The following is a 22,641-nucleotide window of genomic DNA, read 5'->3' as shown; positions in this document are numbered from 1 at the left end:
TGTTTTGTCGATGGCCCCAACGTCATTGCGAGGAGCATAGCGACGAAGCAATCCAGGAGTCGTAGAGCTCGGCCGCTCCTGGATTGCTTCGCTGCGCTCGCAATGACGGAAGCGGCCATCTGCTCGTTTCACGAGGTTGCGCCATGATCAGCACCGACACCGACATCCTCGCCACCGCCGAGGCCTGGGCCAAGGCCGGGCGCGGTGTCGCGCTCGCCACCGTGGTCGAGACCTGGGGCTCGGCGCCGCGCCCGGTCGGCTCGCATCTCGTCATCGATAGCGAGGGCAACTTCCTCGGCTCGGTCTCCGGCGGCTGCGTCGAGGGCGCGGTCGTGGCCGAAGCCGGCGACGTCATTGCCGACGGCAGGCCGCGCACGCTCGAATTCGGCGTCGCCGACGAGACGGCCTGGCAGGTCGGCCTCTCCTGCGGTGGGCGGATCAAGGTCTATGTCGAGCCGGTCCGGGCTTAAGGGAAACCGTCGATGGCCTCCTGGGAAACGCTCCTCGCCTTCGCGACGGTGACGCTGCTGATCGCCTATTTTCCCGGTCCGGCGCTGCTCTATACGGCGGCGCAGACCATCGCCCATGGCCGCAAGGCCGGGCTGATGGCGATGCTTGGCATCCATCTCGGCTGCTATGTCCATGTCGTCGCCGCGGCCTTCGGCCTGTCTGCCGTATTCAAGCACGTGCCTGAGCTCTATCTCGCAGTGAAGATCGTCGGCGCGCTCTACCTGGTCTGGCTCGGCATCGGCATGATCCGCTCCAGGCTCGGCGGCGAGGTGCAGGCGGTCGCGCCGGCCAAGACGGTCCGGCGCGCGCTGATCGATTCCTTCATCGTCGAGGTGCTGAACCCGAAGGTCGCGCTGTTCTTCATCGCGCTCCTGCCGCAGTTCGTCGATCCCACGGCGGCGCTGCCGGTCTGGGCGCAGTTCCTGATCCTCGGCACGATCGTCAATTTCGCCTTCTCGTCGGCCGACCTCGTCACCGTTCTGGCCGCCAGCCTGGTGATGAGGACGATGAAGGCGAGCCGCGCCGGCTTCGCCTTCGGGCGCTGGCTCGGCGGCTCGCTGATGATCGGGCTCGGCCTCAAGCTCGCCACCGACAGGGGTTGACGCCGTGGATATCCAGCTCCTCTCCACGCTCAACAGCGAGCGCGCCGCCCGCCGCGCGACGGTCCTCATCACCGAGCTCGGCTCGGGCGAGCAGCGGCTGGTCAAGGAGGCCGATTTCGCCGGCGATGAACTGGCGGAGGCGCTCGACAAGCAGTTGCGCAGCGGCAAGAGCGGCACTGTCGAGGTCGACGGCAAAGCCTATTTCCTGACCGTGCAGGCGCCACCGCCGCGCATAGTCGTCACCGGCGCGGTCCATATCTCGCAGGCGCTGGCGCCGATGGCCAAGCTGCTCGATCTCGACGTCACCGTCATCGATCCGCGCACCGCTTTCGCCACGCAGGAGCGCTTTCCGGACGTGACGCTGCTGGCGGAGTGGCCGGAGGAAGCGCTGCAGAGCGTGCCGTTCGACGGCTATACCGCCTTTGTCGCGCTGACGCATGACCCCAAGATCGACGATCCCGCCTTGCAGGCGGCGCTGCGCTCGAGCTGCTTCTATATCGGCGCGCTCGGCAGCCGGAAGACGCACGGCAAGCGGCTGGAGCGGCTCGCCGCGGCCGGCTTCGGCGAGGCCGATGTGGAACGCATCCATGCGCCGATCGGGCTCGACATCGGCGCGGTCTCGCCGGCCGAGATCGCGCTCGCGATCCTCGGCGAGATCGTGCAGGCCCTGCGTGGCCCGCGCCGCAAGCCGGTTTGAATGTAGGGACTTGGCTGTTCCCCGGGTTCATTCGCGAGCCGTCCCGCACGGAGCGCAGCGGAGATCCGGGACCCATTCCGGAACCTCTTTCGGAAAGGCTCCGGAATGGATTCCGGGTCTCCCTGCGGTCGCCCGGGACGACCTGAGAGGGCGGGCGGAGGACGGACTTTGAGGATGATAGTGCGATGAAGTTCGGTCCCATCCCTATCGCCGAGGCCGCCGGCGCGGTCGCGGCCCATACGGTGCGCGCCGGTGAGGCGATCGTGCGCAAGGGCGCGACGATCGGCGAGGAGGATGTGCGCAAGCTCGCCGCCGCCGGCCTGACCGAGGTCGTCGCGGTGCAGCTCGAAACCGGCGACATCGACGAGAACGCGGCCGCAGAACAACTGGCGCGGGCGCTGGCCGGCCGGGCGGTGGTGACCGAGGCGCCGTTCACCGGCCGGGTCAACCTGTTCGCAGCTGCGCCGGGCGTGCTGCAGATCGATGCGGGCGTGATCGATGCGCTCAACGCCGTCGACGAGGCGATCACGGTCGCGACCCTGCCGGCGCTGAAGCCGGTGGTTGCCGGGGAGATGGTCGGCACGGTCAAGATCATCCCCTATGCCGTGCCGGAGAAGCGGATCGCCGAGGCGCTCGAACGGCTCGGCGCCGCCAAGCCGATCGCGATCGCCGAATACAAACTGACATCGGTCGCGGTGATCTCGACGCTGCTGCCGGGCCTCAAGACCAGTGTGGTCGACAAGACGCTGCGGACCATCGCCGAGCGGCTGGAGCCGGCCAGCGCCACGATCGAACGCGACGCCCGCGTCCCGCATGAAAGCCCGCCGCTGGCGCAGGCTATCCGCGAGGCGGTGGCCGGGCCGGCCGATCTCGTCGTCGTCTTCGGCGCTTCCGCCATCACCGACCGGCGCGACGTCGTGCCGAAGGCGCTGGTCGAAGCGGGCGGCACGGTCGAGCATCTCGGCATGCCGGTCGATCCCGGCAACCTGCTGATGCTGGGCGAACTCGACGGCAAGCCGGTGATCGGCGCGCCGGGTTGTGCCCGCTCGCCCAAGGAGAACGGCTTCGACTGGGTGCTGCAGCGCTGCCTCGCCAAGGTGCCGGTAACGCGCGCCGAGATCCAGAAGATGGGCGTCGGCGGGCTCTTGATGGAGATCGTCTCGCGGCCGCAGCCGCGCGCGCCCGGCCGGGGCGAGGTGGCTCCGATCGCGGGTATCGTGCTGGCGGCCGGGCGCTCGACCCGGATGGGCGGCGGCAACAAGCTGCTGCAGGAGGTGCGTGGCAAGCCGCTGGTGCGCCATGCCGTCGAGGCCCAGCTCGCCTCGCGCGCCGCGCCGGTCATCGTTGTCACCGGTCATCAGCAGGACGAGGTCCGTGCAGCGCTCGCCGGGCTCGACGTCACCCTCGTGCACAATCCGTCCTTCGCCGACGGACTCGCCGGCTCGCTCAAGGCCGGGCTCGCGGCGCTGCCGAAGGATGTGCCCGGCGTCGTCGTCTCGCTCGGCGACATGCCGAACGTCACCGCCGGGGTGATCGACCGGCTGGCCCAGGCCTTCGCCGACCGTGCCGATGCGCTTGCCGTGGCGCCGACGCTGCTCGGCCAGCGCGGCAACCCGGTGCTGCTGGCGCGAAAGCTCTTCCCGGAGGTCTCCAAGCTCGATGGCGATCAGGGTGCACGCCGCCTGCTCGATGCCGCCGGCGACGCGGTCGAGGAGATCGCGCTCGACGATCCCGCCATCGCGCTCGACATCGATACGCCCGAAGCGCTGCAGGCTCTGACGGGGCAGGGGCCGCGCTGAGGGCTCACCGCTTCCAGAGCAGCCCGAGCGTGATATAGGCGCCGGCCTTGTCGTCGCGCGTCTTCTGGACGCCACTGGCGAGGCGCCAGTCGAGGCCGAAGAGCTGCAGGCCAGTGAGATGCAGCCCGAGCCGGAGCTTGTGATAGTCGCGCTCGCGGTAGCCCTCTATCTCGGGGCCGAAATAGAGCTCATCCATCAGCCGCCAGCCCCCGGCCAGGCGCGCCCAATAGCGGCTGCGGTCGCCGGGGATCGCATAGGCATTGGCCTGCACGAGCCAGTTCTCGGCGAGTTTCGACCAGAGGTCGGCCTGCAGGCGCAACATGCCGCGTTGCTCGAGGCTGCGCCCGCCGCGGTTCTCGCTGTAGCGCGCCTCGATCTCGGGACCGGCCGAGAACGACAAAAACGTGTCGTCGATCCGCCATTCATAGCCGAGCAGGGCGCTGAACTCGGTCTTGTAGAGGCGACCCTGCGTCGGCTTGCGCTGGGCCGGCTCGACGCTTTCGCCCCATTTCAGGCCGAGGCGGAAGCCGCTGGCATCGAGCCCGCCGCTGTTGCCAAACGCCCATTTCAGCCCGACGGAGCCGTAGGTCTTGCTGGCGTCGGCTTCGAGCGAGCCGAAGATCGCCAGCGAGAGCGGGCTGCGCTCCATCAGCGCCGGATCGGCTTTCAAGGGCGATGAGGCGAGCGCAACCGCCGCGCCAATGGCGCGGGCGAGCACGCCCGAATGCTTCGCGACCCCCAACGCCACGCCCACGCCCCTTCCGTCGCATACTCAGACGGCGCCAATACACGTCATGAGTGTGGCAGTTGGCAGAATTCCTGCAAGTGTTTGTTAACCATCACGGCGCAGCCTGATGGCAGCCGGCTCATCGTCTTCCTGGGTCAAGGAGGGTATAGGTCATGGTTTCGCAGGCTTTCCTTCGCCAGTTGGCGGGTTACGGGCTGACGACCGCCAAGATTCTCTACCGGATGCCCGACCACCCCGACTTCCTCCAGACCTATGTCTGGCAGGACTACGACCTCGCCCCGCGTTTTCCGGAACTGCACCGGTTCCTCGATTTCTGGCGGCGCGAGCTCGACGGGCCGCTGCATTCGATCACGGTGGCGCATTCGCAGCTCATCCGCCCGGCCGAGATCGTCAATGTGAACGGCGTACTGACCTTGCACTGACGGGCATGCAGCCGGTGGGGTTGTTGGCCTGGCGCGGGGCATGCTAGGCCGCAGGCCCTGCTCATCGCCTGGCGAGCCTGCTTGTCCTCCCCTTTGCGCACTTCCGGGTTGCTGATCGCGCTGACCCATCTGCCGGGTCCGCGCGTGGCCATCCGCGACATCGTCGCGGCGCTGCGCGACCGGGCCTATGCGCTGCTCGTCGTGCTGCTCGGCCTGCCGAACTGCCTGCCGATGCCGCCGCCGATCCCGCTGGTCTGCGGCCTGGTGCTCGCCTTCGTCGCCGCGCAGATGCTGATGGCGCGGGCGACGCCCTGGTTGCCGCAACGGCTGCTGAACCGCAGCATTGCCCAGACGGACCTCGCGCGCGCCGTCGGACGCGCCTTGCCGCCGCTGATCCGGCTCGAGCGTTTCTCGAAGCCGCGGCTGACCATGCTCGGCGGCCCTTTCGCGCTGCCGGTGCTCGGCGCGGTGCTGCTGTTCCTGGCGCTTGGGCTGATCGTGGCCGCGCCCTTCATCGGCCAGATCCCGCTCGGGCTCGCGGTCTGCCTGGTCGGGCTCGGTCTGGTCGAGCGTGACGGCGTGCTGATCATTGCCGGGGCCGTGGTCGGCGCGATCGGCCTCGCTTTGTCGGCGGGCTTCGCCTATGCGCTGGTGAGCTGGCTGGCGAGCTTCTTCTAAGCGTCTCGCTCAGGCTGCGAGCGCCTGCTCGAACGGCCGGTCGAGTGTCAGCAGGCGGTCGATCTCCTCGGGCGGCACGCCCTTGGAGAACAGGAAGCCCTGCAATTCGTGGCAGCCGATCGCCTGCAGGAAACGGTGCTGCTCGGCCGTCTCGACGCCCTCGGCGCAGACCCGTAGGCCGAGCGCCCGGCCGAGATGCACGACCGAATGGACGAGGATCGCCGATTCGCCGGTCGCCTCCATGTATTCGAGGAAGGAGCGGTCGATCTTGATCTTGTCGAAGGCGAAGCGGCGCAGATAGATCAGGCTCGAATAGCCGGTGCCGAAATCGTCGAGCGCCAGGCTGACGCCATGGGCACGCAGGTCCATCATCGCGGCTTCGGCAGCATCGGCATCCTCGACCACGACGCCCTCGGTCAGCTCCAGCTCGAGCCGCTCGGGGTCGAAGCCGGTTTCCTCGAGGACGCGGATCACGCTCGCGACGAAGTCCTTGTGGCGGAACTGAATCGGCGAGACGTTGACGGCCAGCTTGATGCCGGGCCATTGCCGGGCCTGCTCGCAGGCGCGGCGCAGCACCCATTCGCTGAGCGGCACGATCAGGCCGCGCTCCTCGGCGATGCCGATGAACTCGGACGGCGGGATCATCCCGTGCTCGGGATGCGGCCAGCGCACCAGCGCCTCGACACCGACGATGCTGGAGCCGTCGATCGAGACCTGCGGCTGGTAGTGCAGCAGCAGCTGGTCGCGGGCGATGGCGTTGCGCAGATCCTCTTCGACCATGCGCTTGAGATGCAGCGCCCGGTTCATCTGCGGCTCGAAGAAGGAGTAGCGGTTCCGGCCTTCGTTCTTGGCCTGATAGAGCGCGGTGTCGGCAAGGCGCAGCAGCGTGCTGCGGTCTGCGCCGTCGCGCGGTGCATGGGCGATGCCGATCGAGCAGCCGATGCTGACGGCGACGCCGCCGATCTCGAAAGGCTCCGTCAGCGCGTCGAGGATGCGCTGGCCGAGCACGGCACTGGCGTTCGGCGCCTCCATATGGGTCTGGATGATGCCGAACTCGTCGCCGCCGAGGCGAGCGACCGTGTCGCCCAGCCGCAGGACGGTGGTCAGGCGCTTGGCGGCCTGACGGATCAGCTCGTCGCCGGCATTGTGGCCGTAGGTGTCGTTCACGGCCTTGAAGCGATCGAGGTCGAGCAGCAGTACGGCAAGCCCGCTCTTGGTCCGACCAAGCTGGGCGATCTCCTGGTCGAGCCGGAGGTCGAAGGTGCGGCGGTTGGGCAGGCCGGAGAGTTCGTCCTGGCCGGCGAGGCGATGGATCTGGCTCTCGCGTGCGGCGATCTGCTGGGCGGCGCTCCGCAGGCGATGGAAGACATAGGCGAACAGAGCGACGAACAGCAGGACGACCGCGCCGAGCGCCCAGGCGAACTGGTGGATCATCGCATCGCCCGGCCGCTCCGGCGTCCAGCTCAGCCAGGCGTTGACGGAGCCGTCGGGCGAGGCGATGTCGCGCCGTCCCAGCGGGTTGACGGGGCGTTCGGTCACGACTGCCAGCTGGGGGAGGCGATAGCGCAGGCCGATCTCGTTGAGCTGGGCCTGCGTCACCTTGCGATAGCCGACGATGAAGGCTGCCGCTTCGGGAAACTGGGGACGGCCGGTCTGCTCGCCCTTGCGCAGGTCGGCGGTCATGACGCCGATGGTGTCGGGGCCGTTCTGGATCAGCCTGGCCGTGACCGGACCTTCGCCGATGCCGTGTGGTTCCGTCTGAGCCGTGCCGCCAGGCAGGTCCGGCCTGATCCGGACCAGGGCGTCGTAGTCGGCCTGGGTTGCGGTTTCGCCATGTTGGACGCCGGCGAGGATGCGGCCGGAGGCGGTCACCAGATAGGTGCCGTCGAAATCGAGGAAGCGATTGCTGACCTGGGCGAAGGCCCATTGCAGTGTGACGCTCGGCAGGAGGCTGTTGAGGATCGGCTGCAGCACGCCCGCGGCCTGCAGATTTTCGAAGCGCAGCTGGCGCAGGCGCACCTGCGTCGCCAGTGCCGTCTCGACACGGTCGCGCTGGCGGGTCGCTTCGAGCTGGTTGGTGTCGTTCACCATGGCCGACATCACGCCGAGTACCGCCGCCAGAACCAGCGCGAACGCACCGGCCAAGGTCGCCAGCGTGCGTGTCAGCATGCGTGCCGACGATTCGGTGTTCGTCATCTTAACGTTCGTCGGCAAGACTCAGACCTGTAGCGGCACGCTGACAGCGGACCTTGGCAGGGGAATCTTGCTATCCGGTTTCCAGAATCGCCGAGAAATCAGCGAAGCTGCGGATTCTTCAGCCGAAATCGCCGCGCCGAGACTATTCGCCGGTCGGCTCGTAGGGCGGGCGCGGGATCGCCATATGGGCGGCGCGTAGAGCCGCCGACCAGCGCTCGCGCAGATCATGGAAATAGGGCTCGCCGGCCTCGATGCGGCGGTTCAGCTCAGGCGCTGCAGCATCGCGCCTGAGCACGATGATATCGATCGGCAAGCCGACGCCGAGATTGGAGCGCATGGTCGAATCCATCGAGATCAGCCCGACCTTGAGCGCGTCGTAGAGATGCGACCTGAAGGTGACGGCGCGGTCGAGGATCGGCTTGCCGTATTTGTGCTCGCCGATCTGCAGGAAGGGCGCGTCCATGCCGCATTCGATGAAGTTTCCGGCCGAATAGACCATGAAGAGCCGCATCGGCTGGCCGACGATCTGGCCGCCGAACAGCAGCGACATGTCGTATTTGAGACCGGCCTCGCGCAGCGCCTCGCCATCGGTCTCGCGCACGATGCGCACGGCGCGGCCGACGAGCTGTGCGGCACGGAACATCGAGGGCGCGTTCTGCAGCGTCTCGGCCTCGCCCGTCTCCGGATTGGGAATGCCTTCATGGAGCAGGCTGACGATCGACTGCGTGAGCGAGAGGTTGCCGGCGGTGGCGAGCGCCATCGTCCGCTCGCCCGGCCAGGAGAAGACGTGCAGCTTGCGGAAGGTCGAGATGTCGTCGAGCCCGGCATTGGTGCGGGTGTCGGCGATCATCACGAGCCCGTCCTGGACGAGGATACCGGCGCAATAGGTCACGATGATCTCCGCAGCGCGCCGACATGGCACGCGAGAGGCTGGGTATCAGGCCGTCATGACAGCGGCAATGCGGTGGTGCCGCTACTGCCCCTGGAAACGGGGCTTGGCTGCCTGGGCGCTGACCTCGATCAGGAGGCTCTCGCCCTGACCGCCCGTACGGGTGCCGCGGACCGGGGCGGCGTCGGCGAAGTCGAGCCCGGCGGCGACGCGAACATGGGTGTCGATCGGGCAGAGTCCATTGGCGGCATCGAAACCGATCCAGCCGTAATCCGGCAGCCAGGCCTCGGCCCAGGCATGGGCGCCGTCGGCGTGAGGCAGGGTGTCGGAGGCCGCAACATAGCCGGAGACATAACGCGCCGGTGCGCCGAGCAGGCGGGCGCAGGTCATGAAGACATGTGCGACGTCCTGCGGGATGCCTTCGCCGGCCTCGACGCAGGCGGCGGCGCCGATGCCGAGATGGTCGGCGGTCGGCACGCAACGGATCTCGGTGTTGATCGTCTCCATCAGGGCGTGCAGCTTGGTGAGGTCGCTGCCGTCGCGACTGGCAGCCTTGTCGGCGAGTGCACGCAAAGCCTCGCTGCCTTGCGTCAGGTGGGTGTCGCGCATGAACACGTCCGGCGGCACCTTCTCGGTCACGCCGCGGACCACGCCGGCAAGGTCGACGGTCTCGACCAAGCCGTTGATCTCGATCGTGTAGTCGTCGATCGATCCTTCGGCCGAGAAGTCGTGGGTGATGTTACCGAACGGGTCCTGTCCGGCATGCAGGCGCCCATCGATATTGGGCGCTATGCGCCATGACATGACATGCTGACCGTCATGGTCGCGCGGGGTCAGCCGCAGAACCTGCCTGAGCTGGCGCACCGGCTCGGCATAGGAATACGCGATGCTGTGGGAGATCCGGATCCGCATGCGGTGAGGAATCCAAATTCGAGCGCGGAAGGGAAGCTCTAAGAGCCTCTAACAGAATCTGAGCAGGTCTGGACGTCGGCAATTCGTCCGATCCGCCAGGAGCGGCGTGAAGCCGATACCGTTGGTATCGGCAAGCGACGCGACGCCGCGGGCGGGCGAATTCCCGGCGCCGGAGGTGGGCCTTGGAGGGCCGCCTGCGGCGTCGGACCGACTTGCCGATATCGAAGGATATCGGCTGCGCGTTCCTCCTGGCATTCGGCTCCTCCAAGACCCATCCAGACCTGCTCAGATTCTGTTAGAGACTCTTATTGCAGGTATTGTTCGACAATGACGTTTCCGAGGCGGTTGTTCTCGGTGATGAAGTCCTCGATGAACTCGTGCAGCCCGCGCTGGAACACTGCTTCGATCGGCGTGTTGGCGAGATTGGTCAGGGTCTTGCGCGCCTGGCGCTGGGCCGGACCGTGCCGGTTGTAGGCGTCGCCGATCTGGTCGAGGAAGCGCGAGATGTTCTCATAGCAGCTCGCCAGCGAGCGCGGCATGCGCCGGTTGAGGATCAGGAGGTCGGCGATCAGCACGGGTTTTACCGCCTGGCGATAAACCCAGTGATAGGCTGTGAGCGCCGAGACCTCGCGCAGCATCGTCGTCCACTGGAAATAATCCAGCGATCCGCCGACCTGCTCGGTCTCCGGCAGCAGCACATGGTATTTCACGTCGAGGATGCGGGCAGTGTTATCGGCGCGCTCGACATTGACGCCGAGCCGCGAGAACCAGTAGCCGTCGTCGCGCAGCATGGTGCGGTAGGCCGAGCCGTCGAAGGTCAGTGAAACGTTCTTCACCCAGTCGAGGAAGCGGGCGAACTCCTCGCGGTCCATGCGCTTGCGCTCGAAGCGCTGCAGTTCGAGCCAGGCGCCGTTGAGCGCGTCCCACATCTCCGAGGTCAGCGCGGTGCGGACTGCGCGGGCGTTGGAGCGGGCGAGGGCGAAGCAGTTGCGGATCGAGGTGGGATTGTCCGGATTGAAGCTCAGGAAATCGCAGACATTGCGCTCGTTCGCCTCGCCATAGGCCTTGGCGAAGGTATCCTCGCAGCCGGCTGTGGCGACGGCGCTCTGCCATTCGGTGCCGGCGCCGCCATAGGCGGAGGGGAGGTTGGTCAGGCGGGTCGTGGCGTCGAGGATGCGGGCGAGGTATTCGGCCCGTTCGACATAGCGCGAGACCCAGTAGAGGCTGTCGGCGGTACGGGAAAGCATGATCAGGTCCGGTCTCTTGGCGTGATGTAGTTCGCGCGAGCGCCTGGCGTCGGGGGCAGGTTGGATCGAGGTCGCTCCCGTTCGCTCATGCATCGAGAACCCATGTGTCCTTTGTGCCGCCGCCCTGGCTGGAATTGACCACGAGCGAGCCCTCCTTGAGCGCGACGCGGGTCAGCCCGCCCGGGACGCAGGAAATGCCGTTGGCTCCCGACAGCACATAGGGTCGCAGATCGACATGGCGCGGCGCAACGCCCGAGGCGACGAAGGTCGGGCAGGTCGAGAGCGCCAGCGTCGGCTGGGCTATGAAGCCCTCGGGCTGCGCCTTCAGCTTCTTGCGGAAGGTCTCGATCTGCTGCTTGCTGGCATGCGGGCCGACCAGCATGCCGTAGCCGCCGGAGCCGTTGACCTCCTTGACGACCAGCTTGTCGAGATTGTCGAGCACATAGGCGTTGGCCTCGCGCTCACGGCAGCGGTAGGTCGGCACGTTCTTCAGGATCGGCTCCTCGCCGGTGAAGAACTTCACGATCTCCGGCATGTAGCTGTAGACGGCCTTGTCGTCGGCGACGCCGGTGCCGACCGCGTTGGCGAGCGTGACGTTGCCGGCCTTGTAGGCGCCGATGATGCCGGGCACGCCGAGCACCGAGTCGCTGCGGAAGACAAGCGGATCGATGAAGTCGTCGTCGATGCGGCGGTAGATTACGTCGACGCGCTTCGGCCCCTGCGTCGTGCGCATGTAGACGACGTCGTCCTTGACCAGCAGGTCCGAGCCCTCGACCAGCTCGACGCCGAGCTTGTCGGCCAGGAAGGAGTGCTCGTAGAAGGCCGAATTGTACTGGCCGGGGGTCAAGAGGCAGATCGTCGGATCGGAGGAGGCCGAGTGCGGGGCGACCGAGCGCAAGGTCGCCAGCAGCTGGTCGGGGTAATTGTCGACCGGCGCGACGCGGTGGGTGGCGAACAGCTCCGGGAAGAGCCGCAGCATCACCTCGCGGTTCTCCATCATGTAGGAGACGCCCGACGGCGTGCGGGCATTGTCCTCGAGCACATAGAAGGTGTCGGCGTCGACGCGGACGATGTCGATGCCGGCGATGTGGCAGTAGATGCCGTGCGGCACCTGGAAATCGACCATCTGCAGCTGGTAGCAGGCGTTGCGATAGACCAGCTCCGGCGGGATGATCCCCGCCTTCAGGCACTCCTTCTTCCCGTAGACATCGGCCAGGAACATGTTGAGCGCGGTTACGCGCTGGCGCAGGCCCTTTTCCAGCTTTGTCCATTCCGGCTTGGTCAGCACGCGCGGGATGATGTCGAAGGGGATCAGGCGCTCGGTCGATTCCTCGTCGCCGTAGACGGCGAAGGTTATGCCGATCCGGCGGAAGAACAGCTCGGCCTGTGAGCGGCGCAGCGCCAGCATCTCGGGTGGCGCCTCCTTCAGCCAGCGATCGAGCTCGCCATAGGCCGCCCGCAGGCCGCCTTCTCCCCCGGTCATCTCGTCGAATGCGACCATGCAGCCGTCTTCCCCTGTTTCGGCTAGCCTATGCGTATTCGCTCGCGTTCGGAAAGGGGTCCTTTGCCAAGCACTTTGGCTAGACTTGCCTCTTTCTTGGGCAGAGGTCAGCTCGCCGCAGCAGCGGCCGGCGCGCCGATGGTCGCCGCGATCAGGGTCGCCAGCGTCGCCGCGGCCCGTGCTTCGGTGACATGGCCGCGTAGCAGCTCGATCGAGATCGCCTCGCCTGCGCCGAGGATGCCGACGCAGCGCAGCTGCAACTCGTCAGCGGGAAGGTGGCCTGCACACCGGGCAAAAGCGCCCTGCCAGATCCCGACATAGCGGGCGGTGAGCTCGCGCTGCACCGCCTCCATCGTCTCGCTGCCTCTCAATGCGGCCGAGAGCGCGTACCATTCGGTGCCGACCTCGCGGGCGCAGCTCATATAGGCCGCGGCGATCGTCGCGGCCACGGCACCGAGCTCGTCTGCGGTCGCCTTCAGCGTCTCCACCAGAATGGCGGTCTGCCGATCGTCGATGCGCCGGAAGAGTTCGGCCATCAGCGCCTCGCGCGTGCCGAAATGATCGTAAGCGACAGGCTTGGTGACGCCCGCGCGTTCGGCCACCCGTGCCAGCGTCAGCGCATCGGTGCCCTCTTCGCGCACCATCTCCTGGGCGCAATCGAGCAGCTGCTCGCGGCGTTCCTGCTTCGGCAGCTTGCGGCTTGAGGCGACGGCGAAGGGCTCTGGCATGGCGATTCAAGAATCCCGGCGAAGGCGCGCTTGACAAGAGGGAAATTGCATTCCTACTTATAGTAAGTTACTTCTAGTAATAAAGCTGGCGCTTCGGCGTTGGCTCCGTGACGGAGGCCTCCTGTGCCCAATATCCAAAATCCAGTCCTCATCATCGGCGGTTCCGGCGTCGTCGGCGCGCAGACCGCTGCGGCGATCCGCCGTCTGCATCCCGGCCTGCCAGTCACGATCGCCGGTCGCGACCTCGTCAAGGCGCAGGCCGTCGCCGAGAAGCTCGGCGTCGAGGCGCTTGCCGCCGATCTCTCCAAGCCCGATCTCGGCCTGCCGGAGAGCGGCCGCTTCAGCGCCATCATCGTCTTCGTCAAGGACGACTGGAGCAATGCGCTGCGTTTCGCCCAGCGCCAGGGCATCCCGCATCTCAGCGTCTCAAGCGGCGCCTTCGAGATCGGCATCGAGGCCGCCGGCTTCATCCATCAGCCGCAGGCGGCGCCGGTCGTGCTCGCCAGCCAGTGGCTGGCTGGCGCGGCGCTGTTTCCGGCGCTGGAGTACGCCAAGGCGTTCCGTTCGATCAATCGGATTCACGTCGGCGTGCTGCTCGACGAGCATGATATGGGCGGGCAGGCGGCGCTGGCCGATTACGAACGCATCACGCAGTCGGGCTCGGCGACGTTGACGCTGAAGGCTGGCCGATTCGCCTGGATCGCGGGCGAGGAGGCCGAGGCGCGCTATCGCAGCGTCGACGGCGTCGAGCTGCCGGCCACGGCCTATGGTCCGCTCGATGTACTCAGCCTCGCCACCGCGACCGACGCCAAGGATATCCGCTTCGATCTGGCCTTCGACGTTTCGGCCAGCCGCCGGGCCGGCGGGCCGTTCTCGACCGAGAGCGTGATCACGATCGAGGGCGTGCTGTACTCCGGCGAGCGCGGCGCCCGGACCTATGAGGTCGTGCATCCGCAGGGCCAGGCGCCGCTGACGGCGCTCGGCGTCGCGCTCGCAACCGAACGCGCGCTCGGGCTGGCCGGCGGCGAGGCGTTGAAGCCCGGCCTCTACTTCCCCGACAGCATCATCGAGCCTGCCTATTACCTCGCCCGGATGAAGGAATTCGGCGCGGTCTTCACGGAGCGCAACGCCAATGGCTGAAGTCGTTTTCGGCCCCGTCCTCATCCTGGGCGGCTATGGCAGCGTCGGCTCACGTACGGCCCGCGCCCTGCGTCAGCTTCATCCTGAAATGCCGCTGGTGATTGCCGGGCGCGACACAGCGAAGGCGGAAGCGCTGGCAGCAGAGCTTGGTCACGCAATCAGCGCTCCGCTCGATCTCGAACGCGACGATCTCGGCCTGCCGGCTGATCTCAAGCCGGCGGTCGTGCTGACGGCGGTGCGCGATCTGTCGCTGCGCACGCAGAACTGGGCCGCCGCGCAGGGCGCGGCCTATATCGCGCTCTCGGACGGCGTCTTCGAAATCGGCCCTGCGATCGCCGGCTTCATCCGCCAGCCGGGCGCTGCGCCGGTCGTCCTGCTCGGACACAGCATGGGCTCGGTGCCAGCCCTCGCGGCACTGCACGCCGCTTCCGATTTCGAGCGCATCGAGGCGATCGAGGTCGGCCTCGTCTTCGATCCGGCCGATCCGCTGGGGCTGGCCTCGCAGGTGGACATGGAGCGGATCGGCGCGATCGGCCCAGCGCCTCTCGTCAGATCGGAAGGGCTGTGGCGCTGGATCGCCGCGCCGCAAACCGAGCGCAGCTTTACCGGTATCGACGGCCGCGCGCATCAGGGCGCGACGGTCGGCCTAGTCGACGTCTTCAGCCTGTCGGCGAGCGCGGCCAAGAGCGTTCGCGTCGATTTCGCCGAGGGGCAGACGGCGAGCACCTTGCGTGGCGAGAAGCCCTCGCATGAGGTGATCATCGAGATCACCGGATTGCGCAAGGACGGCCGGGAAGGGCGCTTCCGGTGGGAGCTGGTCGATCCAGACGGCTACGCCGCTCTGAGCGCCAAGGGCATCGCCGTGGTGATCGAGGGCCTGCTCGGATTGGCCGGCAAGCCGCGGCCGACCTCGGGGCTGCATCTGCCGGAGACGCTGGTCGAAACCGGCCATCTGATGCGGCGGCTGGCCGGGTTCGGCATCGTCATGCGGGAGACGTGACCGGCCGCGCCAGTCCCGGCGTGCTGCGCTTGGGCAGCCTCAGATCAGCCCCAGGCCCTTGAAGCTGGCATGACCGTCGCGGCCGACGATGATGTGGTCGTGGATGGCGATGCCGAGAGGCTTGGCGATATCGACCAGCTCGCGGGTCATGCGCATGTCGGCGCCGGACGGGGTCGGGTCGCCGGAGGGGTGGTTATGCACCAGGATCAACGCGGTCGCCGAGAGCTCCAGCGCCCGGCGCATCACCTCGCGCGGATAGACCGGGGTGTGGTCGACCGTGCCGGTCTGCTGCACCTCGTCGGCGATCAGTGCGTTCTTCTTGTCGAGGAAGAGAATGCGGAACTGCTCGCGCTCGGCAAAGGCCATGGCGAGGCGGCAATAATCGATCACCGAGGACCAAGAGGACAGAACCGGCTTCTTGGCGACCTGGCCCTTCATCGTGCGCTTCAGCGCTGCCTCGACGATCTTGAGGTCGAGCGCGACGCTTTCGGTGACGCCCTTGACCTCCGTGAGCCGCGAGATCGGCGCGCCGATCACCTCCGCGAAGGAGCCGAAGTGCTGGATCAATTGCTTGGCGAGCGGCTTGACGTCGCGCCGCAGGATCGAGCGGAAGAGCAGCAGCTCTAGCAGTTCGTAGTCGGGCAGGGCGGCATCGCCGGCGTCGAGGAAGCGCTGGCGCAGGCGGTCGCGATGGCCGAGATGATGCGGAGGGGCTTCGGCCGGAGCGGCGGCAAGCGGGGCTGATTTTCCGTTGCCGCTGGTCTTCATGGGCGCGGCGCGAGCGGGTTGTCGAGGCCGGCGGGCGAGAGCGTGAAGATCTCGCAGCCCGTCTCGGTGACGCCGACCGTATGCTCGAACTGGGCCGAGAGCGAACGATCGCGCGTTACCGCCGTCCAGCCATCGGAGAGCACCTTCACGCTGGCCTTGCCGAGATTGATCATCGGCTCGATGGTGAAGAGCATGCCGGGCTTGAGCTCGACGCCTTCGCCGGGGCTGCCATAGTGCAGGATGTTCGGCGCGTCGTGGAAGACCTGGCCGAGGCCATGCCCGCAGAAGTCGCGCACCACCGAGCAGCGCTCGCCCTCGGCATAGCGCTGGATGGCGAAGCCGATATCGCCGGTGGTCGCCCCCGGGCGCGTGGCGCGGATGCCGCGCAGCAGGCTCTCATAGGTGATTTCGACCAATCGCTCGGCCTTGCGCGGGATATCGCCGACCGCAAACATCCGGCTGGAATCGCCATGCCAGCCATCGACGATGAGGGTGTAGTCGATGTTGATGATGTCGCCCTCGCGCATCGGCTTGTCGTCGGGGATGCCGTGACAGACGACGTGGTTGATCGAGGTGCAGATCGACTTGGTGTAGCCGCGATAGAACAGTGTCGCCGGGTAGGCGCCGTGGTCCATGGCGAACTGGAAGGCGAGGTCGTCGAGGCGCTGCGTGGTGACACCCGGCTTGACCTCGCCGGCGAGCATGTCGAGGCCGCGCGCGGTCAGCTGCCCGGCCTTGCGCATCGCCGCGAAGGCTTCGGGTCCATGCAGCTTGATGGCGGGATCGCGCCGCCCGCGCGAGATCGATTCGTTCAGGGTCATTCCGGAAGGCCGCTCCTTGGTTTCCTTATTTATTGGGTTTGGGGTGCGGTGCAAGGCGGATGCGCCGCCGGGATCGCCGACGAAGCCGCTGGCGCCATCCGCGCTTGGGGTGTATCAGCCCGCCGATGGCACTCAATGAGATCAGGTCGGTCGAGGACCAGCCTTTCGGCACTTTCGCGCCGCAGGGGCTCATCGCCCGCATCATCGGCTGGACGCGCTGCGCCTCCGGCTCCTTCCTCGGACGCAAGGTCGCCTTCGCGCTGCGCCGCCTCGGGCTGAACCGGCTCAAGGGCCAGCCTGTCGACATCGAGGCCCTCGGTGCGCAGATGCGGCTCTATCCCGAGGGCAATGTCTGCGAGAAGCGTGTGCTGTTCACGCCGCAATATTTCGATGCGCAGGAGCGCGAGCTCCTGGCCGCGCGCATCCGCGACGGCTTCAGCTTCATCGATGTCGGTGCCAATATCGGCGCCTACTCGCTGTTCGTCGCGGCGCGGGCGGGGCGGAGCGCGCGCATCCTCGCGATCGAGCCGCAGCCCGACATCTTCGCGCGGCTGACCTACAACATCGCCCAGAACCCGTTCGGCACGGTCAAGGCGATCGCCTGCGCGCTCGCCGACAAGCCGGGCGAGCTGACGCTCTTCCTCGACCCCGCCAACAAGGGCGAATCGAGCGTGCGCATCCTGCGCTCCAGCAATGCGAACTCGGTCCGCGTGCCGGCGACGACCCTGCTCGCTTTGGTGCAGAGCGAGGGCTATGAGCGGATCGATGCGATCAAGCTCGATGTCGAAGGCGCCGAGGACCTGATCCTCGAACCCTTCCTGCACGATGCGCCCGAGGCGCTCTGGCCCGGCTTCATCATCGTCGAGGATTCGCGCGGCCGCTGGCAGGCGGACCTGCCGGCCCTGCTGGAAAGCAAGGGCTACAGGCTGATCGCCCAGACCCGGCTCAACCTGGTCTACGAGCGCACGACCTCGTGAGCGGCTGCGCCGCGCGCGCATGGCCGCTCCGACTGGCGCGGTGCTTGAGCACTTGTGCGCAAGCGGCTTAGCTCGCTGGCGTATCGGGGCACGCATGCGGCGAAATCAAACAGCAAGGAAAAGCCCATGACGGCAGAGCCATCGCCCGCCTTCCAGCCGGTGATCACCGCCGCGATCCTTGTGATCGGCGACGAGATCCTGTCCGGACGGACCAAGGACAAGAACATCGGCTACATCGCCGAGTACCTGACCAATATCGGCATCGAGCTGCGCGAGGTCCGGGTCGTGCCCGACCTGACCGACGAGATCGTCTCGGCGCTCAACGCGCTGCGCTCGCGCTACACCTATGTCTTCACCACCGGCGGCATCGGCCCGACCCATGACGACATTACGGCAGATGCGGTCGCGGCCGCCTTCGGCGTGCCGATCGATTACGACCAGCGCGCGATCGACATGCTGCTGGAGCGCTTCCCCAAAGATCAGCTCAACGAGGCCAGGATGCGGATGACGCGCATTCCGGCCGGCGCCGACCTGATCGCCAATTCGGTGTCGAAGGCCCCGGGCTTCAAGATCGGCAACGTCCATGTCATGGCCGGCGTGCCGGCGATCATGCAGGCCATGCTCGACGTCGTCGGACCGACTTTGAAGACCGGTGCCAAGATCCTGTCGGAGACGGTGCAGGCGGGCCTGCGCGAGGGCGATATCGGCACGCCGCTCGCCGAGATCGCCAAAGCCCATCCCGACTGCTCGATAGGCTCCTACCCGTTCTGGTCGGAAACCGGGCCGGACACCAATATCGTCGTCCGCTCGCGCGATCCGGAGAAGCTGGCGCTGGCAACGGCAGCCGTGAAGGCTATGGTCGAGGCAGAGCGGTCGCGGCTGCGCCGTTAGAGACGTCGCCTGCTGGGCGGAACCATCATTCCCGCGCGCGTCGCGATGCGGCGGGAGTGACATTGTCGTTCTGACCAAAAGCACTCTGGCTCAGGTCAATTCAACCCAGGCGAGCGAACTTCTCGATGGTTGTGTCGTATAAAAATACACTTTTTACGAGTGTGACGTACTGCTCATGAACGATCGAGTGCCGCGCTACTAGTCCAGCCGGTCAGTATTCCCGGCAGCCACCGCCGCGCGTCCTGGATATCGAGGCTTAATCTTCCATACAATCTGCATGTTACTGTCTCATTTGCATACACACGAAAGCTCTTGCCTTGGGGGCCAGCGCAGGTGCAAGCGTTTTCGTCAGGCTCCAGCGCTGCCGTATCAAGCATTCGCGCTGTCATTATCAGTCCGTAAACGAATTAATTGCATTCTTGACCTGTTCTAATGGGGGCAAGAGGCATGCGGCTCAATCCTTTCAGGAGCGGCGCCTCGCGCCGCGACCTCGCGGCGGAAATGGCGGCGCTGAACCGCTCGACGGCGGTGATCGGCTTCGCGCTCGATGGTACGATCCTCGACGCCAACGAGAACTTCCTCAAGGCGATGGGCTATACGCTCGATCAGGTACGCGGGCGCCATCACAGCATCTTCGTAACCAAGGAAGAAGCGGCGAGCGCCGAATACAAGGACTTCTGGGCGCGGCTGGCGCGCGGCGAATACGAGGCGCGGCAGTTCCTGCGCGTCGGCGCCGATGGCCGCGAGCTCTGGATCGAAGCGAGCTACAACCCTGTCCTCAACTCCAGCGGCAAGCCGGTCAAGGTCGTCAAGTTCGCGACCGTTATCACCGACCAGAAGAACCGCGAAGCCGACATGGGCGGGCAGGTCTCGGCGATCCGCAAGGCGATGGCAGTGATCGAGTTCACGCTCGACGGCCATATCCTCGACGCCAACGAGAACTTCCTTGCCGTCACGGGGTATTCGCTCGACGAGATCAAGGGCAAGCATCATTCCATGTTCTGCGACGCGGCCTATCGCAGCTCGGCGGAATACCGCGCCTTCTGGGAGAAGCTCGGCCGCGGCGAGTACGATTCCGGCCAGTACCAGCGCTTCGGCAAGGCCGGCCGCGAAGTCTGGATCCAGGCGAGCTACAACCCGATCATGGACGCCAAGGGGCGGCCGACCAAGGTGGTGAAATACGCCACCGACATCACCGAGCAGAAGGCGGCGCGCCAGCTCGCCAAGGCGGTGGGCGAGGCGCAGAGCGTGATCGGCCGGGCCAAGGACAAGGACCTGACCCCGCGCATCGACATGGCCGGCAAGGAGGGCGAGGTCGCCGTCCTCTGCGGCGGCATCAACGAGCTGATCGAGACGATGGCGCAGATGATCAGCGCCGTCGGCGCGATCTCGGGCAAGGTCGGCGCCGCGGCCGACAAGATGGCGAGCGAGAGCGTCGAGCTCGCCGAACGCGCCGAATCCCAGGCCGCAAGCCTGCAGGAAACCGCAGCGACGACCGAGGAGCTCGCCGCCTCGATCAAGACCAGCGCCGGCAATTCGCGCCAGGCGGCGGCGCTCGGTGACGAGGCGAAGACCGTCGCCTCGCGCGGCGGGGCGATCGTCACCGATGCAGTGGCGGCGATGGGCCGGATCGAACAGGCCTCGGCCTCGATTGCCGACATCATCTCGATGATCGACGAGATCTCGTTCCAGACCAACCTGCTGGCGCTCAATGCCGCGGTCGAGGCGGCGCGGGCCGGCGATGCCGGACGGGGCTTCGCGGTCGTCGCCTCGGAGGTCAGGGCGCTCGCCGGCCGCTCCAGCGAGTCCGCCAACGGCATCAAGTCGCTGATCGCCAATTCCAGCGAGCAGGTCCGCTCCGGTGTCCAGCTGGTCAAGGATGCCGGCCGCACGCTCGACGAGATCGTCGATGCGGCCAACCGGGTCGCCGGCACCATCGCCGAGATCTCGAGCGCGGCGACCGAGCAGGCCAATGGCGTCGAGGAAATGGCCAAGACCGTCGCCCATATGGATGAGATCACCCAGCGCAACTCGCTGATGGCCGACGCCAGCTCGAAGCTGTCGCGCGACCTGCAGGGCGAGACGCAGGCGCTGGCGGCGCTGGTCGGCGCCTTCCGGCTCGGCGGCAGCGACCAGCCTGCGCGACTGGCGGCGGATCTGCGCTCGGTCCTGCCGGCGATGAAGGCGGCAGCCGCGCCGGGCAAACCCGTGCCGTTCCCGCGTGCCAGGGTGGCCAATGGCGGCCGGGGCGACGACGGCTGGGCCGAGTTCTAGGCGATTTAGGAGCTGCGCGGCGGGGATTATCGCTGCACGGCTCTTGCCAGCGCCGGCCGAATGCGCTTTGCGGAAAGCCTCTTTTTCAGACTGCCGCAGGACCCGCCGCCATGGCTGACGCTTCCGCCAACAAGGCCTTTCCCGTTTCCTGGGACCAGTTCCACCGCGACGCCCGCGCGCTCGCCTGGCGCCTTGCCGATGCTGGCCCGTTCGAGGCGATGGTCTGCATCACCCGCGGCGGGCTGGTGCCGGCGGCGATCATCTGCCGCGAGCTCGGCCTGCGCCTGATCGAGACGGTCTGCATCGCCAGCTATCACGACTACAAGAACCAGTCGGAGCTCAAGGTGATGAAGGAGATCGCCCCCTCGATCCGCGCCATCGGCGACGGCAAGGGCAAGGGCGTGCTCGTCGTCGACGACCTGACCGATACCGGCAAGACGGCCCGCGTCGTGCGCGAGATGCTGCCGAACGCGCATTTCGCCACGGTCTACGCCAAGCCGGCCGGCGTGCCGGTGGTCGACACCTTCGTCACCGAGGTCAGCCAGGACACCTGGATCTATTTCCCCTGGGACATGGGCCTGGCCTATGTCGAGCCGATCGCCAAGGACCACAAGGGCTGAGGATATCCTCAGCCCTCATCCTGAGGAGCAGCCTTCAGGCTGCGTCTCGAAGGATGCTTCAGGAGGCTCCGGAACAGGTCGAGCATCCTTCGAGACGCCGCTGCGCGGCTCCTCAGGATGAGGGCTGCGATTGGTTCACGCGCTGCTCGGCGCCTTCAGCGCCACCACCATGCCCGCGACCGCCAGCAGCATGCCGGCGATCTCCAGCGTCGAGGCCTGCTCGCCGAGCATGATCGCGCCCGACAGCGCCGTGACCACCGGCACCAGCGGCAGGAACAGCGCGGCGCGGGCCGCGCCGAGAATCGCGACGGCTTCCGTGTAGAGGAAGAGCGCGACGGCGCCGACCAGCACGCCCTGATAGAGCGCCTGCAGCGCGATCGCGGGCAGCGGCACCGAGAGCAGGTTGACCGGCTGGACCAGCGCCAGCAGCGGCAGGAGCGGCACCGAGAGCAGGCAGGTCGCCATGGTGACCTCGACCGCATCGGCGCCCCAGCGCCGGGCGAGCAGGCCGAACACCGACCAGAGCACCGCGATCAGCACGAAGAGCAGGTCGCCGATCCAGGCGCCCTCGCGGGTCGGCGTGTTCGCCATCGCCTCGAAGGAGAAGACCACGATCCCGGCGACGATGATGGCGAGCCCGATCACCCTGAGCGGGCTGATCCGGTCGCCGAGGACGAAGACGGCAAGCAGCGCGGTGGCGACCGGGATCAGCCCGGGCGAGATCACCGAGGAGTGCAGAGCCGGGGCGAAATGCGCGCCGCCGACCAGGATCAGGCTGTAGCTCGGGCCGACGATGGCGGTGAGGATCAGCGCCCGCTTCCAGCCGAGCTTGCCGACCGGGAAGGGTTTCAGTCGCGCGATGGCGAAGGGCAGCAGCACCAGCGCGGCGGCGAGGAAGCGCAGGATCGTGACGTCGCCGGCCGAGAGCCCGTCGACCACCGATTGCCGCGAGACCACCGACTGCACGCCCCAGATCACGGCCGAGAGGATGCCGAAGGCAAAGCCGATGGCGAGGCGGGAGGAGGCGGGATTGGACACTGTTCAAGGCCTTGCGGGAGCAGGGCGGCTTATGGGCTCAAGCGGGAGGCGGCGGCAAGGGTGGGCGCGACAGGAGGCTCTACGTGGGACGCATGGGGGAGGAGCGGGATGAAGGGCGCGGGGAACCCTTCTCCCGTGTGGGAGAAGGGCAGGGATGAGGGCCTGCCCTCACCGCAGAAGGCG

General features: G+C 67.1%; 22 protein-coding genes. 12 read left to right on the top strand and 10 right to left on the bottom strand.

Features of this window, described 5'->3' with window-relative positions; all coding sequences use genetic code 11:
- Positions 1-143: 143 nt before the first annotated feature.
- From CXY91_RS27040 to CXY91_RS27025, 4 genes are all read left to right on the top strand, one after another.
- Positions 144-470: an XdhC family protein gene (locus CXY91_RS27040; protein ID WP_100964960.1), complete on the top strand. Its 327-nt coding sequence runs from the start codon at positions 144-146 to the stop codon at positions 468-470.
- 12 nt (positions 471-482) lie between these two features.
- Complete coding sequence (locus CXY91_RS27035; protein ID WP_100964958.1) at positions 483-1,112, top strand: LysE family translocator; 630 nt, start codon at positions 483-485, stop codon at positions 1,110-1,112.
- A 4-nt stretch (positions 1,113-1,116) separates the two neighbouring features.
- A complete protein-coding gene (locus CXY91_RS27030) occupies positions 1,117-1,809 on the top strand; it encodes an XdhC family protein (RefSeq protein ID WP_100964956.1) in 693 nt (230 codons plus the stop codon).
- Positions 1,810-1,994: 185 nt separating this feature from the next.
- Positions 1,995-3,608 carry an NTP transferase domain-containing protein gene (locus CXY91_RS27025; protein ID WP_100964954.1) on the top strand — a complete coding sequence of 538 codons (1,614 nt, stop codon included), beginning with the start codon at positions 1,995-1,997 and terminating at the stop codon, positions 3,606-3,608.
- A gap of 4 nt (positions 3,609-3,612) precedes the next feature.
- On the opposite strand, the gene bcsS is transcribed toward CXY91_RS27025, so the two are convergent.
- On the bottom strand, positions 3,613-4,356 hold the full coding sequence (bcsS, locus tag CXY91_RS27020; protein WP_158673601.1) for a cellulose biosynthesis protein BcsS: 744 nt from the start codon (positions 4,354-4,356) through the stop codon (positions 3,613-3,615).
- 152 nt (positions 4,357-4,508) lie between these two features.
- Between bcsS and CXY91_RS27015 the strand changes: the two genes are divergently transcribed.
- Both CXY91_RS27015 and CXY91_RS27010 read left to right on the top strand, forming a co-directional pair.
- Positions 4,509-4,778: an usg protein gene (locus tag CXY91_RS27015; protein ID WP_100964950.1), complete on the top strand. Its 270-nt coding sequence runs from the start codon at positions 4,509-4,511 to the stop codon at positions 4,776-4,778.
- An 81-nt stretch (positions 4,779-4,859) separates the two neighbouring features.
- The gene (locus CXY91_RS27010) at positions 4,860-5,456 is read left to right on the top strand and encodes an exopolysaccharide biosynthesis protein (RefSeq protein ID WP_100964948.1); all 597 of its coding nucleotides are present in this window, start codon (positions 4,860-4,862) and stop codon (positions 5,454-5,456) included.
- A 9-nt stretch (positions 5,457-5,465) separates the two neighbouring features.
- Here CXY91_RS27010 and CXY91_RS27005 read toward each other — a convergent pair whose 3' ends face one another.
- The 6 genes from CXY91_RS27005 to CXY91_RS26980 all read right to left on the bottom strand — a co-directional run bounded on the left by CXY91_RS27005 (position 5,466) and on the right by CXY91_RS26980 (position 12,929).
- On the bottom strand, positions 5,466-7,652 hold the full coding sequence (locus CXY91_RS27005) for a putative bifunctional diguanylate cyclase/phosphodiesterase (RefSeq protein WP_100964946.1): 2,187 nt from the start codon (positions 7,650-7,652) through the stop codon (positions 5,466-5,468).
- 142 nt (positions 7,653-7,794) lie between these two features.
- Entirely contained in the window at positions 7,795-8,544 is a 750-nt protein-coding gene (locus tag CXY91_RS27000) for a proteasome-type protease (RefSeq protein ID WP_091841132.1), read from the bottom strand.
- Positions 8,545-8,625: 81 nt separating this feature from the next.
- Positions 8,626-9,453 (bottom strand): transglutaminase family protein, encoded by an 828-nt coding sequence (locus tag CXY91_RS26995; protein WP_100964944.1) that lies wholly within the window; start codon positions 9,451-9,453, stop codon positions 8,626-8,628.
- A 305-nt stretch (positions 9,454-9,758) separates the two neighbouring features.
- Positions 9,759-10,700 (bottom strand): alpha-E domain-containing protein, encoded by a 942-nt coding sequence (locus CXY91_RS26990; protein WP_091841137.1) that lies wholly within the window; start codon positions 10,698-10,700, stop codon positions 9,759-9,761.
- An 85-nt stretch (positions 10,701-10,785) separates the two neighbouring features.
- Positions 10,786-12,201, bottom strand: coding sequence for a circularly permuted type 2 ATP-grasp protein (locus CXY91_RS26985; RefSeq protein WP_091841139.1), 1,416 nt, complete (start codon positions 12,199-12,201; stop codon positions 10,786-10,788).
- A gap of 107 nt (positions 12,202-12,308) precedes the next feature.
- Complete coding sequence (locus CXY91_RS26980) at positions 12,309-12,929, bottom strand: TetR/AcrR family transcriptional regulator (RefSeq protein WP_091841142.1); 621 nt, start codon at positions 12,927-12,929, stop codon at positions 12,309-12,311.
- 123 nt (positions 12,930-13,052) lie between these two features.
- Here CXY91_RS26980 and CXY91_RS26975 point away from each other — a divergent pair, with 123 nt between their 5' ends.
- Together CXY91_RS26975 and CXY91_RS26970 are read left to right on the top strand one after the other, a co-directional pair.
- A complete protein-coding gene (locus CXY91_RS26975) occupies positions 13,053-14,069 on the top strand; it encodes an NAD(P)-dependent oxidoreductase (protein WP_248307656.1) in 1,017 nt (338 codons plus the stop codon).
- On the top strand, positions 14,062-15,069 hold the full coding sequence (locus CXY91_RS26970) for a saccharopine dehydrogenase (protein WP_100964942.1): 1,008 nt from the start codon (positions 14,062-14,064) through the stop codon (positions 15,067-15,069). Before CXY91_RS26975 ends, CXY91_RS26970 begins: the two co-directional genes overlap by 8 nt.
- 39 nt (positions 15,070-15,108) lie before the next feature.
- On the opposite strand, the gene radC is transcribed toward CXY91_RS26970, so the two are convergent.
- Together radC and map are read right to left on the bottom strand one after the other, a co-directional pair.
- Positions 15,109-15,837, bottom strand: coding sequence for a RadC family protein (radC, locus tag CXY91_RS26965; protein ID WP_100964940.1), 729 nt, complete (start codon positions 15,835-15,837; stop codon positions 15,109-15,111).
- Entirely contained in the window at positions 15,834-16,658 is an 825-nt protein-coding gene (map, locus tag CXY91_RS26960) for a type I methionyl aminopeptidase (RefSeq protein WP_100964938.1), read from the bottom strand. The genes radC and map overlap by 4 nt, the downstream gene beginning before the upstream one ends.
- Positions 16,659-16,783: 125 nt before the next feature.
- Between map and CXY91_RS26955 the strand changes: the two genes are divergently transcribed.
- The 4 genes from CXY91_RS26955 (at position 16,784) to gpt (ending at position 21,420) form a co-directional block, all read left to right on the top strand.
- Entirely contained in the window at positions 16,784-17,635 is an 852-nt protein-coding gene (locus CXY91_RS26955) for an FkbM family methyltransferase (RefSeq protein WP_100964936.1), read from the top strand.
- A 126-nt stretch (positions 17,636-17,761) separates the two neighbouring features.
- Positions 17,762-18,526 carry a competence/damage-inducible protein A gene (locus tag CXY91_RS26950; RefSeq protein ID WP_100964934.1) on the top strand — a complete coding sequence of 255 codons (765 nt, stop codon included), beginning with the start codon at positions 17,762-17,764 and terminating at the stop codon, positions 18,524-18,526.
- A gap of 447 nt (positions 18,527-18,973) precedes the next feature.
- The gene (locus CXY91_RS26945; RefSeq protein ID WP_158673600.1) at positions 18,974-20,800 is read left to right on the top strand and encodes a methyl-accepting chemotaxis protein; all 1,827 of its coding nucleotides are present in this window, start codon (positions 18,974-18,976) and stop codon (positions 20,798-20,800) included.
- A 110-nt stretch (positions 20,801-20,910) separates the two neighbouring features.
- The gene (gpt, locus tag CXY91_RS26940; protein WP_100964930.1) at positions 20,911-21,420 is read left to right on the top strand and encodes a xanthine phosphoribosyltransferase; all 510 of its coding nucleotides are present in this window, start codon (positions 20,911-20,913) and stop codon (positions 21,418-21,420) included.
- A gap of 135 nt (positions 21,421-21,555) precedes the next feature.
- Here the strand turns inward: gpt and CXY91_RS26935 are convergent, their stop codons facing one another.
- Positions 21,556-22,458 carry a DMT family transporter gene (locus tag CXY91_RS26935; protein WP_100964927.1) on the bottom strand — a complete coding sequence of 301 codons (903 nt, stop codon included), beginning with the start codon at positions 22,456-22,458 and terminating at the stop codon, positions 21,556-21,558.
- Between the last annotated feature and the right edge of the window lie 183 nt (positions 22,459-22,641).

This window comes from Allobosea sp. FBZP-16, assembly GCF_002831785.1.
Classification (GTDB): domain Bacteria; phylum Pseudomonadota; class Alphaproteobacteria; order Rhizobiales; family Beijerinckiaceae; genus Allobosea; species Allobosea lupini.
Note: the sequence above shows the minus strand (reverse complement) of the source record. Positions and strands in the feature narration are given on the sequence as shown.